The following is a 20,283-nucleotide window of genomic DNA, read 5'->3' as shown; positions in this document are numbered from 1 at the left end:
ATTCTTCATTTTCTTATATGTTGTTTATACAAGCATGACAACTTTTTAACATATGAACAGTTGTTTCTTGAATCAACTTAGGAAGGACGCCGAACGAATAAGGTTTGTACACTCGCTCTGTCCACTTATGTCCGTCTTTCCCATATACTCCTATATTAATGGACGGAATATTTAACTCTCGAATTTCATGGAAAGGAATCGTCCCTGCAATACCCCACCCCGGAAAGTTACGTGTAAAAGCATCGATTTCCTTATCCGTCTCATGAAGAGATAAAAAGCTGTCATCCGCTAGATAGGGGAAGAATTTTTTAAACTGAAACGTCTCTCCCGTCTGTTTTCCAACCTTCTCCACAGCCGCTTGTAAGGAATAGAGAAGCTGCTGATCTCTGCTTTCGTCTTTCTTCAAGTGATTATGAGGCAAGTAAGGCGGTGCAAAAAAGACAATTACGCGCGGACTTTGATGCGGATCTAACTTTTGAAGTTCTTCAATTACTTTAAAGCACCTTGTTCTAAGTTCTAAATTCGCATACTGTTCGAAAGCTCGTTCAATACAAGCCTGAGCATTTATCCCTTTTTGATCCAATTCTTCCAGGTAATCTTCCAAACTCACAACATCCACTTTCCAAGACAAGTTTCGCTTTGGTAAATTCGTTCTTCGAACAAAAAGTTCGTAATAATCAGAAAGTTCCCCCTCCACTTTTTCACATGCTTCGATTGATAATCCAATTAATTGGCTCATCACTTCTTTTGCCGTTCGTTCGTAGATGAAATAGTTAAAATACAAATGACTGCTTACAGCGGTTTGCACATTATAAGCCTCTTTATTATCTCGTTGATACAGGCAGGAAGGTGGCAGTACAAACTCTCCCTCAATATTTTCAGCTAGATTAATATTGTTATGGATACTTCTCGTAATCTCAGATGCAATCAAATTAGGATCTATACCAGCAAGCGTATCTCCTACATGCACTTCCCTTCCGTAAATATAAAAACATGGAAGCAGTTTCCCGGCAGCTCCTGTATAAATATAGCGCGTGGAATCTCCATCGTACAGAGGTGTAATAAAGTCGGTATTAATCGCTGCTACATATGAAAGATTTTTTTCTTTTTTCAAACGGTTCAGTTCAGAAACAGCAGAAATAATTCCAGCATGCTGACTTTCCTCATCTGGATTGACCATAAAAAGCACATTTCCTTCTAATTGATTTCGATACTTAGTAAAATGCAACACATTGGCTAAATGTACAGCAATTCCACTTTGCATATCAACGGCTCCTCTTCCAAACATCCATTCACCTGAGCGAGCATCTCGCTGTACATCTTCATTAATATTATGCATAGAGAAATAGCGCTGAAGTTCTTCTGGATCTAACGCTATGTCTTTTAATGAACCAAAATCTTCAATGCCGACTGTATCTAAGTGAGCGTGATAAATAATTGTTTGAGCATTTTTTTTGCTGCCTTGAATAAAAGCAAATACATTTTTTCTACCTAGCGTATCGCCATTAATTTTCTGTTCCCAGACGTGAAGCGGATTTTCTTTGAAATAAGGAAAACTTTGAAGCGTGTTTTTAATAAAATCAGCAATCTTCACTTCGCCGCTTGTCCCATTGATACTTTTGATTTTCACTAACGCTTTTGTTAAACATTCCACTTGCTCTTCAATGCTTAGCTGTGAGAGTTGGATATACACTTCTATTCCTCCTGCCTATCAAATAAAAACGTCATTTAGCTGCATATGAATAAAAATAGTACGATATATACATATCGTACTATTTTTATTTACTTTAGACCGATTACTCAGCAAATACTCTTTCAATTCGTTCAATTGCCCAGTCCAACTCTTCTTTTGAAATCGTTAACGGAGGAGCAAAACGAATAACCGTACTGTGCGTTTCTTTACAAAGCAAACCTTGGTCTTTTAATTTTTCACAATAAGGACGAGCTTCTTCGTGTAATTCTACCCCGATGAATAGACCGCGGCCGCGCACTTCTTTAACAACTGGATTGCTTAAGCTTTGGAGCTTCTGCTTGAAATAAGAACCTAATTCTAATGATCGCGCTGGAAGTTCTTCGTCTTCAATTACTTCCAAAGCAGCTAATGATACGGCACAAGCAAGCGGGTTTCCTCCAAACGTTGAACCATGAGAACCAGGGTTAAAGACACTTAAAATGTCTTCGTTAGCTACTACGCAAGAAATAGGGAAAACTCCTCCTCCAAGCGCTTTACCTAAAATCAACATATCTGGTTCTACGCCTTCCCAATCACAAGCAAACATTTTGCCTGTACGCGCTAAGCCGACTTGGATTTCGTCAGCAATAAATAGCACATTATGTTCTTTACATAAGTCAGCTGCAGCTTTTAAGAAGCCTTCTGGAGGTAAAACGATACCTGCTTCACCTTGAATTGGCTCAATTAAAAATGCGGCTGTATTTGGTGTAATAGCAGCTTTTAACGCTTCTAAATCACCGTAAGGAATCGTTTGAAGCCCTGGAAGCATCGGTCCAAAACCACGTTGATATTCTGCTTCAGATGATAATGAAACAGCTGTCATTGTACGACCGTGGAAGTTGCCCACACATGCGATGATTTGTGCTTGATTTTCAGCAACACCTTTCACATCGTAAGCCCAGCGGCGTGCAGCTTTAATGGCTGTTTCCACCGCTTCTGCTCCCGTATTCATTGGAAGAGCCATATTTTTATTTGTTAATTTACAAATCTTTTCATACCATGGACCAAGCTGATCATTATGAAACGCTCGTGACGTTAACGTTACTTTATCAGCTTGACGTTTTAATGCTTCAATAATTTTTGGATGACGATGTCCTTGGTTAACAGCGGAATAAGCACTTAGCATATCCATATATTTATTATTTTCTGGATCGTGTACCCATACGCCTTCTGCCTTTTCAATTACAATCGGCAGCGGATGATAGTTGTGTGCCCCAAATTTTTCTGTTTGCTCAATGATTTTCACCGTTTTTTGTGTTTCAGTTGTCATATTTATTCCTCCTCATTTCCCAATTAGAATGTTTCAGATGTTGTTTTTGCTTGCATGTGAAGAACAAGATAATCTGGTCCACCTGCTTTTGAATCCGTTCCTGACATATTAAATCCGCCAAAAGGCTGGTACCCTACAATCGCTCCTGTACATCCTCTGTTAAAATACAGATTTCCAACATGGAACTCTTCACGAGCGCGTTCAATATGCTCGCGGTTATTTGATAATAAAGCTCCTGTTAATGCATATTCTGTATTGTTTGCAATCTCCATCATATGATCAAAATCTCGCGCTTTAGAGAATGCTACTACCGGACCAAAAATTTCTTCTTGCATGAGACGAGCTTTTTCATCTATATCCGCAAAAATAGTTGGCTGAATGAAGTATCCAGTTGAATTGTCTGCTTCTCCTCCCGCAACGAGACGCCCTTCTTCTTTTCCAATTTCAATATACGATAATACTTTGTTGTACGAAGCCTCGTGAATAACAGGTCCCATATAAGTCGAAACTTCTTCCGGGTTTCCAACAGTTAATGTTTTTGTTAGCGCCACTGCTTTTTCAAGCACTTCATCATACACATCTTGATGCACAACAGCACGAGAACCTGCGGAGCACTTTTGCCCTGCAAAACCAAATGCAGAGTATACGATTGAAGAAGCTGCTAAATCAAGATCTGCATCTTTGTCTACAATCACCGTGTCTTTTCCGCCCATTTCAGCAATAACACGTTTTAGCCATTTTTGTCCCGGCTGTACTTTTGCTGCTCTTTCGTAAATGCGGCAACCTACTGCGCGCGAGCCGGTAAATGAAACAAAGCGTGTTTTTGGATGTTCCACTAAGTAGTCACCGATTTCAGGTGTAGCACCAGGAATAAAGTTTAATACGCCTTTTGGTAATCCTGCTTCTTCCATTACTTCTACAAATTTCGCTGCTACTACAGGAGTGGCATCAGCTGGTTTTAATAAAATTGTGTTTCCCGTTACGATGGCTGCTACCGCTGTTCCAGCCATAATAGCTAACGGGAAGTTAAATGGTGAAATAATAATACCTACGCCAAGCGGAATATAATTGTACTGATTATACTCACCGTCTCGGCTCTGTACTGGGGAACCGTCTTTTAATGTCAGGACTTGACGTGCATAGTACTCTAAAAAATCAATTGCTTCTGCTGTATCAGCATCTGCTTCGTTCCAAGGCTTTCCCGCTTCTTTTACAAGATAACTAGAAAATTCATGCTTTCTTCGACGGATGATGGCCGCTGCGCGGAAAAGAATATCTGCGCGATGTTCTACTTTCCATTTTTTCCACGTTTCAAAAGCTTTTAGAGCTGACTGCATCGCTTGCTCTGCTAGATCTTTATTAACTGTAGATACATATCCAATCACTTCTTTTATATTCGCTGGGTTAACAGACGTAATTTTCTCTTCAGTCTCCACTTTTTCACCGTCGATCACAAGCGGGTACGTCTTGCCAAGCTGTGTATTTACATATGTTAATGCTTCTTGAAATGCCTTTTTATTGTTTTCGTCCTTAAAATTTGTAAATGGTTCATGAGAATAAGAAACTACCATGATATATACCTCCTAGTATGCAAATTTTTGTTTACTTTATAGTTATGCAAATAGCGTGCCAACTTTTAATAAAACTTCATAGCCCCCTTATTTATCAAGAATTTCATCACTCATGCCATTCTTTCTTTTTCACAAAAGAAAAAAATAATTGGCATGTGTATATTTTTTCGGCACTTTAACTGCCAATATTTTTAGCATAAAGAAAGAGATTGAGACATAATTAAATCACTTCAATCTAAAGACGAACAAATGGGATAAATGAGCTAGTATGGATCACTTATTACACCGCTGTTGATTGCTGTGCAAGACTTCGCTTTCCGCGAGCGGCCGATGAGCCTCCTCGTCGCTTACACTCCTGCGGGGTCTCACCTATTCCGCTTTTCCCGCAGGAGTCTTCGCCTTGCCCTCCAATCAACAGCTAGAAGCAACTACATACAGTAAACCTACGTTCACCCTAACAATGAAAAAATCCGAACGATTAATCGTTCGGATCTTCCTTCAACTAAAATACTTTTATCCCAGCCTCTTTCTATTTGTATATAAAGTTATCTTTTAGTCATTTGAATGGTTTTACAGGACTGTCTTTTAATCATTTTGTGAGGAACGCGCACTTGTTCTGCAACAGCATACGGCGTTTCAATCTGCTTAATCAAGCAGCGTACAGCCTGATAACCAAGTTCAAAAATATTAATATCAATAGATGTGAGAGCAGGTCTAGCCATTTCGGCGATCAAGACATTATTAAAACTGACAATAGAGATGTCTTCAGGAACCGAAATCCCCATTTCATCCAATGTATTTAAAACGCCTAATGCCATTAGGTCATCTGCTACTACCAGAGCCGTTGGACGTTCTTTTAAAGATAAAAGTTCGCAAACAGCTTCTTTTCCTCCCTTCTGTAGAAATTCTTCATGAATTACATACTCGTCTCGATAAGGAATATTTGCTTTTTGAATCGCTTTATCATAGCCAGTCAAACGATCAATGGTAACGACTAATTGAAGACTTCCTCCAATAAAGGCAATACGCTCATGACCCGATTCAATTAAATATTCCGTCGCTTCTTTTCCAGCTTTAAAGTTATCATTATCAACAAACGTGATGCTTTCACTATGCTTAAACGGCTTTCCAATAACTACAAACGGTACGCTCTGCTCTTGCAGATAAGAAAGTACTTGATCATCAACTTTGGAGTACAGCAAAATTAATCCATCCACTCGTCTCCCCTGTACCATTTGAACAACTTCTGCAAAAATCTCTTCTTCCGTTTCCCCAGTGGACATATAAATCGCTCTTTTGTTTTCGTGAGCTCCGGTGCTGATTCCTCTTAGCACTTCGGGGAAGAATGGATTTTGAAACACCTTGTCCGCTGAGCTCGGCATCACTAGGCCGACTGCCTCTGTCGTTTGATTTGCTAGACTTCGCGCAATAATATTTGGGTGATAACCAAGTTCTTTCATAGCCGATCGCACGCGCTGTTTTGTTTTTTCACTAATTCTTGAGCTGTCTGCAATAACGCGAGATACCGTCGAAGGGGCTACATTTGCTAAATTTGCCACATCTTTTATTGTTACACCCATAATTCCACCTCTTAATTATGTTTTCTTCATTAATACTTATCCAATATAGTTTGACAACTACGACGCGCTGTCCTTTTTATGAGATTGAGAAATTTTCTTTTCTTTTCTTCTTTTTGACGATGCTTTGTACAAAAAGATGCCAAATCCCGTATAAACAACGGCAACCGCTGCGATATATCCAATATTAAATCCTGACTTTTTCACTACTTTATATACATTTGTGGTCTCAGGCTCCAATGAAATGCTATATACATCGTCAACTGGCCGTATAATTCCTTCCGTTATTAACCCTCTTAATTCATTTTCTTTTCCAACTTTTTCAAGCGAGAGATTAATGGCCGACGTATCCTTTGTATTATTAATCACAACAAACGTCGTTTCGTCTTCATACCTTCTCTTGTATACAGCCACACCTTTTTGCTCAGAAACAAGGGTAAAACTTCCTTTTCGAAGAGAAGGCGACTTTGCTCTAAGTTCAGCCAGTTTTTTTATATGATCTATAATATCGGGATTAGCTAAAAAATTCATCATGCCATAATTTTCTGCTCCCTTTCCCCCATTCAGCGCAATCTCCGTTCCATAAAAGACGATTGGTACACTCGGTGACGTATAAAGGTAGGAAAGTCCTTGCTTTGTTCGGGCTCCAGGATGATTTTCACTCTTTAATGCTTTTGCTGTAAAACGTGTGCTATGAACATCATCTAAAAAATTTGCTAAAGGCAGATTACTTCCTTTTTCCCACTTGTCATACAACATTTTCTGTGGACGATTAGTACCGCTAAATGTAGCAGCAGTGGCTTCGGCTAAAGCTCTATCTGCAAGCAAATCAATTCCTAAGGACTTAGCCTGTTCACTTTTTTTTAATGAATGCCCGTTTATTTCTCCTATTAATAGAAAGGAAGGGTCCATGCTTTTTAGCGTCTGAGAAAATGATGAAATAAATTCAGAAGGAGCTTGATCGATATCTTTGATGTAATATCCGTCAATAGCTGCTTGTTTGCTCCACCAAGCAGCATTTTTAATAAGGTATTTCTGCACACCGCTTTCCTTTAGATTAAGATGAGGCAGCGCTTTAATTACTTCGTTATCTGTACCGGATTCATTACTTATCCATGTTTGTTTTCCTTTATCTGCTACCCAGGTATGATTGTTACTGATTGTTAAAGGAAATTCGGCCATAATTTTTATATTACGCTCATGTGCTTTCTTTACAAGATTTTGTAAGTCTTTTAACGTTCCAAAATGATCGTCTATTTTATAATGGTTGGTCACCGCATATCCATGATAGCCTGCATCATCGTTTTCCATAAAAGGCGTTAATAAAACAGCGGTAAATCCCATCTCTTGAATATAGTCTAACTTTTGTGCTACTCCTTGTAAATCGCCTCCATAATAGGCATCTAAGCGTTCATAGTTAACATTTCGATCATTCTGTTCACTTCCATTATAAAAACGGTTAATCATCAATGAGTATATCACCTCATCATGTATATCTTTATGATCTTGCGCTGAGGCGCTGCTTCCAAAAAGCAATAATAGTACAAGCAGCATACTTCTCCTCTTCCATTTCATCTATTCCCCTCCTATAGACGAACTGTTTCAAACTCACTTTTGTTTCCATTATAACGTTAACGCTTACATTATTGTTAAATAAGTTGATAAAAACAAAAAAAGTGATTAAAAGTTTTTGCTTTTAATCACTTTTCCTATCTATATATCGCTATATCGTCTCATTTACGTTCGTTATATGAGGTTTATCCGATACTTTACCAACTTTATTTAATCGATCAATCAATCCAACCCCAAATTCAGGATGAAGATTACCGTCTCCTGTCGCTACAAAACTTTCACGAAATTCGTATGCGGATGAACCGTGTTCAGCAAAATCTAAACCAGCAATTTCTTCTTCGCTCGATACTCGAATAGAAGAAAAACGCGTGAGGACAAACAAGAACAACCCAACCGTTCCAATTGTCCAGCCCATCACAGCTATAATTCCAAGAGCTTGAATACCTAATAGCTGTATGCCGCCATAAAATAAACCATTAGCTGTATCAAACAGCCCCACCGCCAGCGTCCCCCAAATACCGCAAATTCCGTGAACAGTAATAGCGCCAACTGGATCATCTAACTTCATTTTGCTATCGATAAAATGTACAGCTTCTACTAGAATAATTCCTGCAACCAGCCCAATTACGATCGCACCTGGAATCGATACGTTTGCTGTTCCAGCTGTAATCCCTACAAGTCCAGCTAAGGCACCGTTTAATGTTAAGCTAGCATCAATACGTTTGTAGCGAAACTTTGTGTATAAAGCAGAAGACAACACTCCGCATGACCCAGACATTAATGTCGTTGCGATGATTCCTGGTACATGAGCAGGATCGGCTGCTAATGTACTTCCTCCATGTAAAGTTATACAAAAATAGACTCCGGTCTTCTTCTCTACTTAAATGTACAAAAAAAGAAATAGATGACTTATTTCATAAAAAACCCTCTGTACTGAGAGGGTCCTGTCATTCAACAATTTGAATATTATTGTGAGTAAACCAGACGTGAATTTGAGCTAGATGAGCTAGCAGCTGAGGTCCTGTCATTAATTGACCAAACCACGGTGCTTTAAATCCTTCTCCGCCTGTATCAATAATATGCTTTAACTGCTGCTTATCAAAAAATTCATGAAGAGGTGACTGTTTATCTTGTAAAAGAGATTGAAGCCATACAGTTACAGCTTTTGTATAAGCGGGGTTATGCGTTTTAGGGTAAGGGCTTTTCTTGCGATAAAGAACGTCATGAGGCAAAATTCCTTCAAGCGCTTTGCGTAAAATTCCTTTCTCTTTATTGCCCGTCATTTTCATCTCCCACGGAATATTCCATGCATATTCCACAAGGCGATGATCTGCAAAAGGCACGCGTACTTCTAAGCTCGCTCCCATGCTCATGCGATCTTTACGATCTAATAAAGTTGTCATAAACCAAACCTGATTTAAATAAAACAGCTTTCTCCGCTGTGCATCTTCTAACGATTCACCCTCTAATTCAGGCACTTCCTTTAATGTTTCTTCATATCTTGCACGCACATAATCTTCTAACTGTAATTTCTTTCTCCATGAACTTTGCAGCAAATCGATTCGAGCATCTAATGAACGCATCCAAGGGAAGGTATCCGAAGACAAATCATGTTTTCGGTGAAACCACGGATATCCCCCAAAAATTTCATCCGCACATTCTCCTGATAAGCTCACGACAAAATCTTTTTTGATTTCCCGGCAAAACCAAAGCAGCGATGAATCTACATCAGCCATTCCAGGAAGGTCTCTCACCTCTACAGCCTCTGTTAAATGCTGCACAAGGTCCTCCGTTGAAATAATGCAGCGGTGATGATTTGTTTGAAACGTATCCGACATGAGCTTGATATAAGTTCCATCAGAATTTGGCTGAAACTCATTTACTTTAAAAAATTTATCATTGTCTTCATAATCGATAGAATACGTATGAAGAGAGCCCTTGCCGCTTTCTTTGAACGCATTTGCAGCAATTGCTGTAATGGCGCTTGAATCTACTCCACCTGATAAAAATGTACAAACCGGGACATCCGACACTAGCTGTCTTACAATCGCGTCTTGCACTAAAAATTTAACTTTTTCTGTAGTTTCACCTAAATCATCTGTATGCTGCTCACTTTTTACGTTCCAGTATCGCCAAATCTTCAACCCGTTACGCGTAAGCGTGAGCGCGTGAGCCGGACGCAATTCATTTATTTCTTTAAATACGCCGTGGCCGGGAGAACGAGAAGGTCCTAAGCCAAACACTTCTGCTAATCCATCTAATCCTACTTCTGCTTTCACCTCAGGATGAGCTAATATCGCCTTTAATTCTGATGCAAATTGAATTCCGCCTTCATAAGATCGATAGAATAAGGGCTTCACTCCCATTCTGTCGCGTGCTATAAATAACTTTTCATTGGCTTCATCCCAGATTGAAAAAGCAAAGATACCGTTAAAATGATCTACGCACGCTTCTTTCCATTCTATATAAGATGTTAGAAGTACTTCCGTATCTGAATGCCCTTGAAATTGATAACCTCTTTTTAGTAATTCTTTCCGAATATCTTCTGTGTTGTACAGCTCTCCATTATAGCAAAGCGTGTAGAGCTGTTCGTTTTTTTCTCTCGTCATCGGCTGTCTTCCGCCTTGAGGATCTACTACAACTAAGCGCTTGTGTCCAAAGGCAACATGCTGCTGTGTCCATACGTTGGTGTCATCAGGACCTCTTTTCGATAAAGTGTCAGCCATTTTTGTTATTGTTGCTGTTTCATTTAAAAGCGATCGCTTTAAGTCGACCCAACCCGTTATACCACACATCGTTTATCATCCTTTCTTTCACGCTCTTGTTTATGAATGAAATAATGCCATTGTATGCACACAATAGTTACAGTTGAATTGTCCTTATATTTTATTTTTACTTTCAAGTTATAAAGAGAGCTTTTTTAGGCAATAAAAAAATATGGATAAATTTCACACGGAGGTTTGATTATGAATCATTATTATAAACAACAAGCTATGAACAATCAGCCGCGTTCCTTCGTGATTGGTACGGTTGAATGTGTTGATTCACAGTGGATTTTCTTTGAAGATGAAAGTGACGAAGCTTCCATGCTCCATGAAGTAATGGATGATACATTAGAACTTCTTATTGATACACGCTGGGAAAAAGCCATTATGGTTGATGACCGTCAAATAAAGCTTCACGATGGAACGTATTTATTGCGAAATGGCGATAAGCTAAGACTGACCAAAAAGCTACCTTATGCATACGAACAGCTGCTTCAATCACTACCGAAAGAGACCTTTTTATCATTTACTCATCACTTAAATTCATTAAAATTCTCTCTTTATGATTGTATTTACTGTCACAACACATTATGTTTTTTACCGACAGACGGTGATACAAAAGGTGCTAATTTTATCATTTATGACAATGAGGAAAAAATTTGCGCCGTTCAGCATTTATTCGAACGAGGCATACATCACCTAGATCGATTTGAATATACCGTTAACGATGGAGAACGTTCAATGAATATTTTTTTAGATTAAAGCAAAAGAAAAAAGCTATCTTATCTAAGATAGCTTTTTTCTTATCCTAGTACGACATATCCGTAATAGAATACTAAGATAAGCGTAATTGCAAGAACTGCCCAAGCAACGCCTGTACGCTTTCCTTTTTCAGTACGAACAAGTACCATTTCCATTCCCACAAGCACTAACACTCCCGCAATTCCTTTAATGAGCGCTGCACCTTGAAAATGGTACCAAGCTGCTAACATATGCAGACCTGATACTAATACTAATAAGTATAAAAGTCTGGCCACCATATGTAGGATTTTCTGACCTTTAGTTTTACCTGCTCGATGTAAAATCAACGAAACCACAAACGAGATAATCAATAATGTCCAAAGCGTTACATGAATATGTAGTGGAGCCATTCATCTCACGTCCTTTCTGAAAATATCATATCATGAAAACCTTTCCTTCACCAATGATATAAGGAAGGAAAAGGATTTTTAGCGGCTGCGTCCATAAGTAACATACCGAATGAATTTTTCAAGCGGCCCATCTGAAAATATGCTAATCCATATCCAGCTTCCCAGCAGTTGAATAAAAATGATAATCGCGGCAATAGACAAACCTTCTACAATTGAAATATGTCCGTAGTATCCTAATCCATATGAGTAAAAAAGAAATGTACATACAATAGACTGGACAATATAATTAGTTAAAATCATTCTCCCCAAAAAGGCAAATGGCTGCATGAGTTTTTGAATAGATAAACTTCGCATAGCTAATGTGACCAACGTTACAATAAAAATAGCTCCTGCCGTTCCTCCGATTGTATCGTGAATATAGGATGTAGCTACATTGTGATCTAAAACATACGGCAGTACGGATGATGCTGTATATACGATGAATGAAATAAGACAAAGCCACTTTGTCTCTACTATATATTCTTCTATTTCTTCGAACCACTCGCTTTTTGCCATAAAACCACCTAATAAAAACAGTGGGAATAGCGACAAAAACAGAAAAGGAACCGTATTTAAATTATACGCGTAGTACCAATCAAGCAAGCGCTGATGAAAGATTGATGCAAAACTTCCATGTCCATATACTTGAAGCGCTTGGTCAATAATAGGCTGGTGAACTCCCGCTGCTGTTTCTCCTTCATTAGCAAAAGCCGCTACTGTTAAAATAACAATCATAATCACAGCGTAAATACTAAATATTCCGGTTCCCCACGCTAATAACACTTCTTTCTTTGCTTCTTGAAAAAATAGCATGATCAAAGCAAAAAAGCTGTATATCACAATCATATCACCGTGCCAAATAAATAAAGCATGAATAGCCCCAACGACAAGCAAAGCCGTCATTCTTCGTACATAAAAAGGAGTAAAACTTACTTGCCTTTCGTATGTACACTGGAACATTTTCATAAAACCAAATCCAAACAAAATAGCGAGCAGCGCGTAGCCTGTCTGTCCTACAACTATATCAACTAATCCGTTAGCAACATAATTCATTCTTGAACCGTCCAACAAATTATTATCGTAATATGAAGCAGGCGAATAAAAATTCGGCATGTTCATGAGCAAAATACCAATAAGCGCGATTCCTTTTAATACATCCGCTGCTTCAATACGCTGTTCTTTATCAGCTGCGTTCATTTTGAAACGTTTCATTCTTTCACACCTTACATTATTTCATTATTACTTTCACATTATATCGAACGCGAAAGTTTTTCTTCAATGTTTACTATTTCCATTCCTCTCTTTAATGTTTTGCTTACTCTCTGCATATAGATAAGTAAAAAGCATTAATCACCTTTTTGTCTAGGTTTCATATGCTGTTACTAGACTAAATTAAAAGGGTGTTTGCCTATGCCTGCCATTGTTGGTGTTGTTAATCTTAACAGTGTTGGTTCAGCCAGCGTCTTTCATATTGGAGATGTTTATACAATAGCCCCTATTTCCACTGCTAAAACATTTGCTGGCGCAGGTTCGTTTAATACAGGCGACGGATTATATGTTGTGAATCAGCAGAGCTCAACCAATACGTCAGACAATGACGTAAATGATCAAAATGTTGCTGGAAATCTATAATAGAAATGAAGCTCATACAGGAGGATGCTTATGAACTTTTATGTGAATCAAAGTATCTGTATTCAAAGTATGAAAATCAGTGCTGTAAGTAACTCTTCGGTACTTCAAATTGGAAGCGTAGGTGTCATTAAACCGAACTCAAATCTCTTTAATACAGGAGGATTTACAGGCGCTGCACCTACTGAAACAAAAAAAGGCATTCTTGGATCTGTTTCTCCTTCTACCTTTACCCCCGGAACCGGCGCAGGAACTGCCCCAGCTCCTTTTTCACAGTCGTTAACTCCTCCAGCGCGAGACAACGACTGACATGTTACAACCTTCAGCGCCATATGTATATATATAACTATTTTCTTTATCAGAAGATAAGGGAATCGAGGTGATTGAAGGTGGATAACATGAACTATATTCAGCAAGTATATCAGTATGTTCAGCAAATGTCTTCGTATATTCAGCAGCAAGAAGGACGCATTGCTCAGCTTGAAAAAAACGTACAAGAACTTCAGCAAAAAATAAAAGAGTTAGGTGAACAGCCACCTATTAAAATTGATAAAATCGAATATAAATTTGAACAGTTAAAAATTGATTCTTTAGATGGAACATTAAATATTGGATTAAACCCTCTTACACCTGACAATTTAGAAGATATCATTATTAATGAGAAACCAGAAGTAACATTTCCGCAAGGAGCTCAGCCACAAGGGCAGCCGCCTCAAGGTGAGCAGCCGGGACAACCCGGAGGTCCTGGACCGCAAAATCCTAGCTTAAAACCATTGGACCGCCACCTAGAAAAGCAGTGGGTCTCCGATATTCACGAAACGATTTTAGGTGAACTTAATCAATATGGATTTTCTATGGTTCAACATGTGCTTGATGAGCGCTCGATGATGATTGATGAATCGTACTACGAGTTTATTTTAGAAGATATTAAAAAGCAGCTGCAGCAGCGGATTACTTTTTATATACAGCAAGTTCAGCCGGAAGAAATGGAACGAAATTTTGAACAAATCAAACCTCAAATTATCGGCAAACTTTATGAAGACATGAAAAAAGGAATTGACGCATTTTTAACGTATTTACCTGAATCTTTAAAGAAAGGTGGACCCCCTTCATGAACTTTAACGTTGTAAACCGTGAATTGCTTGTTGGAGACGTTAGTATTACAGGCGTATCTTCTTCCTCTCTTTTTTTAATTGGTGATGCAAATTACATCTCTCTATCTTCAACATTTGATACGCCAGCGGAATCTTTGATTATCGGCCCTTATGTTCCATTATCGTTATCATAAAGGAGCTTATGTATGCTTTCACGCACATCTTCTGTTAATTATATAGAAATTAATTCCTTGTCAGCGAGCTCTTTTTGCCAAATTGGAGATTCAACAGAAATTCACCTACTTAATAAAGCTTTAGCCGACCGGAGACAATATCCGTTTTTCTACGGCAGAGAAGGAAATTTTGATGATTATGCTATCTTTAGTGAGTCTATTCCCCACGGTGACTATGAACCTATTCCTGTGCAAACATGGAATGAAATACCTTTAATCCGCGTTAATAGAATTGATATAAAAGGATGTTCATTCTCATCAATTATTCATGTTGGATCAACGTGCAATGTTTATGCAGAAGCTCGAATTAAACATATTCGTGAACTGATCAACGATGAACCTTCAAAGGAAGCTGAAACAGGAACATGAAAGAAAGTTGCTTCAGAAGCTAGCAGCAGTGAGTGAACCTTTTAAGAAGCTGCTCATATACTAAACTAATATCACGAAAAAAGGGTGTGAACCTCATGCCAGCATTAATTGGACCCGTTAGTATTGCGAGCGTCGGAGGCGGTGTCGTAACGTTTGGAGATACGTTCTACGTTTCTCCAAAAAGTTCTGCTAAAACGGCGGCAGGCTCCGGTTCCTTAAATACAGGTAACTTTGTTAATACAAATAACGGCATTTCAGGAACAAATACGTTAGATCCAGATTTATTCGATCAAAATATAGCGGCAAATGCTTAAAAAAACCCCTTATCTTTGCTAATAAAGCGGATAAGGGGTTTTTCATTCACTTGGATTTTCGGCTATTTGATTTTTTGGTTTTAGGTAATTTAGAAGAAGGCTGTTTACGAATCCATTTAATAAACGAGCTAATTTTAGCATCAGTTTGTAATAAAGAAATCGTATTAAGACGAATGGCTAATTCATCATTTGTATATAACGCATGAATTTGTTTATGACACGGAATACATAAGTTTGCCGTTGGTTCAAACGCTCCACCCATTTCCTTTGGCGTTAAATGATGCACGGTCGTCAAGACATCCTGCCTTCCGCATAATTCACATGTTCCTATCCGCCTGTCTTTATTCTTCATATAGATTTCCTTCCCTATAAAGTTTCTACTCTCACACTAGTTCCTTTGCCAGATGGCTCGGAAGGCTCAACAATCAAACGTTTTGGCAGCCGAGCCCGAAGTTCTTGTACGTGACTAATGACCCCAATTGATAAATTATTGGACTGAAGTTTTTCAAGCGCCGTAACAACGGTATCAAGAAGCTCTCCATCAAGCGTTCCAAATCCTTCATCTAAAAAGAAAAACTGCAGTGGATATTCTCCTCTTAGCTGAATTTGTGCAGATAATGAAAGGGCCAGAGCGAGGGAAGTTAAAAATGTTTCTCCTCCGGATAACGTTGAAACCGGACGTTTTACGCCCCCATTTGCATCATCTCTCATGATAAAGCCGCCTTGGGAATCAACTTCAACCGCATAGCGCTGACGTGTTAATATACCCAGACGCTCCGAAGCATCTCGGCTAACGGACATCAGCTGTTCTTCAGCAATATATTCCACGAAAGCATTTCCTTTAAATACTGTTTGAAGCTTTTGATACTGTTCAAATAACGCTTGTTTTTCTTCACACTCCTGTTCAAGCACTAAAAATCGCTCATGTCGTTCTTTGACGCTTTTTAACGTTTGCTCAGCTGCTCCCTTGAGCTGAACGGCTTCTTTCACAGCTGCTTTTATATCATGAAGTAACTGCTGAGTTTCCTCAAATTGATGCTCTTCTATAGACTGGTGATTAAGCTGGATATTTAACTGTTCAATTGATGATTTCATCTGTTTTATGTTGTCCCAATAAGCCTGAACAGTTTCATCCAACAATTTCATCTCACCATGTGATAACAAAGCTTGCTGAACTTCTTTTCCTTCGCTGAATAAAGAATTCCCTATAACTTCTTCCCATTTTCCAGCTGCTTTTTTATACTGGATATGAGCTGTTTCTAGAGATTCTCTCGCTGCTTTTTCATCCATTTGCAGTGTTTGATACGCTTTTTGAACAGTCTGCCAATGCTGATACGCCTGTTGTTCATTTGTCTCTAACTCCGCAAGTAAAAGAACTGTTTTTTGCAGCGCTTGTTCAATATCTTCTTGATCTGTAAGCGTACGCAAGCGTTCAATTTGTGAGTGAACAAGAGATTGTTTATGAGACAGCATCGCTTTTAATTCTGTAAATTCTTTTTCGCCCGCATATTTCTCTTCTTTTAGACGTTCGATTTTCTTTTGCTGATTCTCAAAAAATACGCTACTTTTTTCAATTCGAGCCTTTATTGTCTGCTCTTCTTTTTCTCTTTCAGCCAGCTGTTCGTTAATTATTTCCATCTCTTCAAATACAAAGGAAGGATAGTCTTGTTGAAAAGCTGCTTTTCCTGCTTGTAACGCTTGTTTTTGCTGATTGACTTTCCCTTCTAATTCAGCTTGTCCTTTTTGATAATGAGCAAGCTCTAATTCAATCTTTTCAAGACTTTGCTGCACCTTCTGTACCTGCCCGAGAATTGCTTGCTGTTTTTCATTTACCTGCAAATAATCTTGCTCAAGAGATTTGATTTCAACTTCTATTTTCTTAGCATACTGGTCAAAGGCATCTGTATCCATTTCTCCTAAAGCAGGAACTTCGCCAACTTCATTCATAAACCCAGCTAAATCAGGTATTTTTTCAACAAGAGGTTTAGCTAGCTGTTCAAGCTGCATTTTAAGCGATGAATAGCTAAATCGCTGTTCCCGCAAGTGATTGACTTGATCTTCGAACTGATCCGCTGATTCTGCTGTAACATCTTCTTCTTTTTGGTTTAACACGGGGTTAGGATGATGCTCAGAGCCACAAACTGGACAAGGCTCTCCTTTGGTCAGCTGCTCAGCTAATTGATGAGCCAGACGGTGTGACCATTCTTTTTCTTTACGTCTTTTTAGGTCACTCATTAAATGATCCGCCTGTTGAAAAAGCTGCTGAAACTCTTTTTCCCGCTCACATACAGTGTGATACAAGCCTTGAATATCTGAAAATAACCCTTTACTTCGTTCTATTGTTTGCTGATATCTCTCTTGGTGTGTTTGTTTTTGTGTATGCAAATGCTGAAGCTGTTCGGCTTTTTCTTTATACGTTTTTTGGCCTTCATCTAGGTTTTTTTTATCATTATTCCATACTTGATAACGGTAGAATGCTTGCTGGACAGCCTGTCGATAATCAGGTTGAATCTCCACTTTTGTTAATGCTTCTTTTAACTCTTTTTGAAGGGTCAAACCTTGCTGATACCGCTTATCTGCTTGCATTAATTCATCATTTTTTGCTTGAAGTGCCTGTTGCTTTTGCTGAAGAGAGCCTTCCGCTTCTTTTACTTCTTGCTGTCCCTCTTTAATTTGTTTTTGGAGATCAGAAGCCTGTTGAAGCTGTTCTTTTTGAACAACTAATTTGGGCTGCTGTTCATTTTTGTGCAAGCGAGCCTGCTCATATAAGCTATTCGAACGCTTATATTCCTCACTTTTTTGAACAATTTGTGCTTTTAAATTTTCTACTTTATCTTCATAAAGCTTCTGCTGTTTTTCAGCTTGTTCAAATGTTTCTAAATAAGGAAAAAGACGCTCGGCCTGCTGGGCTTTCGTCAATAAATCTTGCTTTTGGCTAATCTCCTCTTCCTGCTGGGAAGCATGTGCTAGCTTTTCTTCTAGCAGTGCTTTTTCCTGCTGCGCTTTCCAAAGAGACGCCTGCTGATTGTATCGCTCTTGCAAATCAGCCGCTTCTTTTTCTCGTTTTTCCAAAAGTACAATACTATCACTTACAAGCTGCTCGGCTTCCGTTACTTTTTCCGTTGAAGCTTCACCTAATCCTGCTTGTTCTGCTGTGATTTTATCTAGGTCTGTTTTTAGCTGCTGAACTTGATAACGTATTTTCTTACTAAGCTGATCTCCGTACTGCTCGAGGTTAAAAAGACGCTGAAGCATTTGACGACGTTCCGTCCCTTTTAACGATAAAAACTCTGCAAATTTTCCTTGTGGTAATACAACAGCTCTTGTAAAATCATCAATTGTTAAACCAAGAAGTTCCTGTACCTGCTGGTTTACATCATTCGTTTTATCCGCTAATACGTACGTTTCATCTTCTACTTCAATCAATCGACTTGAAGCTGATTTCACACGCAGCTCATCCATCCGTTTGAAGCTTCGTTCAACAGTATAGCGTTTTTTATGACTAGCGTTTTCCAGTTCGAACGTAAAGGTTACTTTCAGTTCATTTTCCCCGTGATTTAAAATTCCTTGTGTATTATTTGCTGCACGCTCTACTTTTCCGTATAAAGCTAGTGTAATGGCATCTAAAATGGAGGATTTCCCGCTTCCTGTAGGACCAAATATTCCGAACACACCGCCTGAACACAGCGCTTCAAAATCGACAGTTTGTTTTTCTCTAAAACTGTGAAGTCCTGAAACTGTCAAGTTAATAGGTTTCATTTTTCATCCTCCTTTCCCAATGCTTCTTCATCGTTAATCAAGGTTAAAAACAGTTTTACTAACTCAGTATCAGGTGCCCCTCCGCCAGTTTGCCTGCTATAGAACTTTGTAAACAGTTCTTCGATCGGCACTTCGCGCTGTGAATGTGTTTCATGTGCTAGTTCTTCTGCTTTGAACACCGGACGAATATGAATAAAGCCTGGATGAAGCTTACGAAGGCGATGGATTTCTTCTAGAGAAAGTGCATCTTCTACGTGAACTTCTAAATCGACCCATGCCTGCGCATCTTTTTGCTCATCAAGCCATGTATATACTTCTGCCAATCCGTTTTTCGCTTTCCAACGTGTCAAAGGCTTTCCGCTAGATAATGGAATTTCAGTCACCTCAACCTCTTTTCCTGGCTCAGCATCTAAAATGGTAACGGACTTTGCGTATCCTGACTCTGAAAAGCTATAAGCAAGAGGTGAACCAGAATATCTTGCAAGGGTGTGGGCGCGATTGATCATTTGCGGTCGATGCAAATGTCCTAATGCTACATATTGAGCATTAGCAGGTAAACTAGTTGCCGCCACTGTATAAGCTCCTCCTACTTCAATTGGACGTTCTGAATCCGTTGAACTTCCGCCTGCTACGTAAATATGACTCATTGCAATGTTAACGGTATCTGTTGTGAACTGCTCGCTCATTTTATCAAAAATACCTTTTACTCTGGCATCATATGAATTTCGAAGAGCCAGCTCATCATTTTCTTCTGCTAACAGTTCCTTTAACCTTGATTCAGATGGGTAAGGAAGAGCCGCCACCTTTAATATTTCATCTGATGTAGGAATGTGAATGCTTTCTACATCGGTAGTAGGCAAACCCAGAAGCGTAATATTTTGATGAACTGCTAATGGAGAAGCTGCCGACAGCCGATCTGGGTTATCATGGTTACCTGCAATAACAATAATCGGACGTTCTCCATTGTTGCTCAACCTAGACATACTTTCGTAAAAAAGCTGCTCTGCCGCTGCTGGAGGGTTGACCGTATCAAAGACATCTCCCGCCATGAGAATAGCATCTATCTTTTCCTCTTCCACAATGTCTGCCAGTTCCTCTAAAAACTGTGCTTGCTCAGCTAGACGGCTTCGACCTTCTAGCGTTCGCCCCAAATGCCAATCCGCTGTATGTAATAAACGCATGTTACTCTCTCCTTATTGGTGAAAAAG

General features: G+C 39.0%; 19 protein-coding genes and 1 pseudogene. 7 read left to right on the top strand and 13 right to left on the bottom strand.

Annotated elements, in window-relative coordinates; genetic code table 11:
• Nucleotides 1-13: 13 nt before the first annotated feature.
• From M3225_RS23810 to asnB, 8 genes and pseudogenes are all read right to left on the bottom strand, one after another.
• On the bottom strand, nt 14-1,693 hold the full coding sequence (locus M3225_RS23810) for a M20/M25/M40 family metallo-hydrolase (protein ID WP_251398508.1): 1,680 nt from the start codon (nt 1,691-1,693) through the stop codon (nt 14-16).
• 103 nt (nt 1,694-1,796) lie between these two features.
• Nucleotides 1,797-3,002: an ornithine--oxo-acid transaminase gene (locus M3225_RS23805; RefSeq protein WP_251398504.1), complete on the bottom strand. Its 1,206-nt coding sequence runs from the start codon at nt 3,000-3,002 to the stop codon at nt 1,797-1,799.
• Between the two features lie 23 nt (nt 3,003-3,025).
• The gene (pruA, locus tag M3225_RS23800; RefSeq protein WP_251398500.1) at nt 3,026-4,573 is read right to left on the bottom strand and encodes an L-glutamate gamma-semialdehyde dehydrogenase; all 1,548 of its coding nucleotides are present in this window, start codon (nt 4,571-4,573) and stop codon (nt 3,026-3,028) included.
• A 280-nt stretch (nt 4,574-4,853) separates the two neighbouring features.
• The gene (locus M3225_RS29695) at nt 4,854-4,988 is read right to left on the bottom strand and encodes a hypothetical protein (RefSeq protein WP_285885997.1); all 135 of its coding nucleotides are present in this window, start codon (nt 4,986-4,988) and stop codon (nt 4,854-4,856) included.
• Nucleotides 4,989-5,118: 130 nt separating this feature from the next.
• Nucleotides 5,119-6,153 carry a LacI family DNA-binding transcriptional regulator gene (locus tag M3225_RS23795; protein WP_251398497.1) on the bottom strand — a complete coding sequence of 345 codons (1,035 nt, stop codon included), beginning with the start codon at nt 6,151-6,153 and terminating at the stop codon, nt 5,119-5,121.
• Between the two features lie 57 nt (nt 6,154-6,210).
• Nucleotides 6,211-7,725 carry an alpha-amylase family glycosyl hydrolase gene (locus tag M3225_RS23790; RefSeq protein ID WP_251398494.1) on the bottom strand — a complete coding sequence of 505 codons (1,515 nt, stop codon included), beginning with the start codon at nt 7,723-7,725 and terminating at the stop codon, nt 6,211-6,213.
• A 148-nt stretch (nt 7,726-7,873) separates the two neighbouring features.
• Nucleotides 7,874-8,563: pseudogene (locus M3225_RS23785) on the bottom strand (ammonium transporter); the annotation flags it as partial.
• 106 nt (nt 8,564-8,669) lie between these two features.
• Nucleotides 8,670-10,517 (bottom strand): asparagine synthase (glutamine-hydrolyzing), encoded by a 1,848-nt coding sequence (asnB, locus tag M3225_RS23780; RefSeq protein WP_251398491.1) that lies wholly within the window; start codon nt 10,515-10,517, stop codon nt 8,670-8,672.
• Nucleotides 10,518-10,688: 171 nt separating this feature from the next.
• Between asnB and M3225_RS23775 the strand changes: the two genes are divergently transcribed.
• Entirely contained in the window at nt 10,689-11,249 is a 561-nt protein-coding gene (locus M3225_RS23775) for a DUF2777 domain-containing protein (RefSeq protein ID WP_251398488.1), read from the top strand.
• A 41-nt stretch (nt 11,250-11,290) separates the two neighbouring features.
• Here the strand turns inward: M3225_RS23775 and M3225_RS23770 are convergent, their stop codons facing one another.
• Entirely contained in the window at nt 11,291-11,638 is a 348-nt protein-coding gene (locus M3225_RS23770) for a DUF1516 family protein (protein ID WP_251398485.1), read from the bottom strand.
• 78 nt (nt 11,639-11,716) lie between these two features.
• On the bottom strand, nt 11,717-12,889 hold the full coding sequence (locus M3225_RS23765) for a DUF418 domain-containing protein (protein WP_251398482.1): 1,173 nt from the start codon (nt 12,887-12,889) through the stop codon (nt 11,717-11,719).
• A gap of 198 nt (nt 12,890-13,087) precedes the next feature.
• Here M3225_RS23765 and M3225_RS23760 point away from each other — a divergent pair, with 198 nt between their 5' ends.
• From M3225_RS23760 to M3225_RS23735, 6 genes are all read left to right on the top strand, one after another.
• Nucleotides 13,088-13,309, top strand: a complete 222-nt coding sequence (locus tag M3225_RS23760; protein WP_013055358.1) for a spore germination protein — start codon at nt 13,088-13,090, stop codon at nt 13,307-13,309.
• Nucleotides 13,310-13,339: 30 nt separating this feature from the next.
• Nucleotides 13,340-13,615, top strand: coding sequence for a spore germination protein GerPB (locus M3225_RS23755; RefSeq protein ID WP_029324687.1), 276 nt, complete (start codon nt 13,340-13,342; stop codon nt 13,613-13,615).
• Between the two features lie 89 nt (nt 13,616-13,704).
• Nucleotides 13,705-14,421 (top strand): spore germination protein GerPC, encoded by a 717-nt coding sequence (gene gerPC / locus M3225_RS23750; protein ID WP_251398479.1) that lies wholly within the window; start codon nt 13,705-13,707, stop codon nt 14,419-14,421.
• Nucleotides 14,418-14,594, top strand: coding sequence for a hypothetical protein (locus tag M3225_RS23745; RefSeq protein ID WP_013055355.1), 177 nt, complete (start codon nt 14,418-14,420; stop codon nt 14,592-14,594). The genes gerPC and M3225_RS23745 overlap by 4 nt, the downstream gene beginning before the upstream one ends.
• A 12-nt stretch (nt 14,595-14,606) precedes the next feature.
• Complete coding sequence (locus M3225_RS23740; protein ID WP_251398476.1) at nt 14,607-15,002, top strand: spore germination protein GerPE; 396 nt, start codon at nt 14,607-14,609, stop codon at nt 15,000-15,002.
• Between the two features lie 95 nt (nt 15,003-15,097).
• The gene (locus M3225_RS23735) at nt 15,098-15,316 is read left to right on the top strand and encodes a spore germination protein (protein ID WP_251398472.1); all 219 of its coding nucleotides are present in this window, start codon (nt 15,098-15,100) and stop codon (nt 15,314-15,316) included.
• A 46-nt stretch (nt 15,317-15,362) separates the two neighbouring features.
• On the opposite strand, the gene M3225_RS23730 is transcribed toward M3225_RS23735, so the two are convergent.
• The 3 genes from M3225_RS23730 to M3225_RS23720 are packed head-to-tail and all read right to left on the bottom strand — an operon-like array spanning nt 15,363 to nt 20,256.
• Nucleotides 15,363-15,668, bottom strand: coding sequence for an HNH endonuclease (locus tag M3225_RS23730; protein WP_251398468.1), 306 nt, complete (start codon nt 15,666-15,668; stop codon nt 15,363-15,365).
• A 14-nt stretch (nt 15,669-15,682) separates the two neighbouring features.
• Complete coding sequence (locus M3225_RS23725) at nt 15,683-19,075, bottom strand: AAA family ATPase (RefSeq protein ID WP_251398465.1); 3,393 nt, start codon at nt 19,073-19,075, stop codon at nt 15,683-15,685.
• Complete coding sequence (locus M3225_RS23720; RefSeq protein WP_251398462.1) at nt 19,072-20,256, bottom strand: exonuclease SbcCD subunit D; 1,185 nt, start codon at nt 20,254-20,256, stop codon at nt 19,072-19,074. The genes M3225_RS23725 and M3225_RS23720 overlap by 4 nt, the downstream gene beginning before the upstream one ends.
• Between the last annotated feature and the right edge of the window lie 27 nt (nt 20,257-20,283).

The organism is Priestia aryabhattai (genome assembly GCF_023715685.1).
Lineage (GTDB): Bacteria > Bacillota > Bacilli > Bacillales > Bacillaceae_H > Priestia > Priestia aryabhattai_B.
The sequence above is the reverse complement of the archived record's forward strand: the minus strand, read 5'-3'. Positions and strand labels throughout refer to the sequence as shown.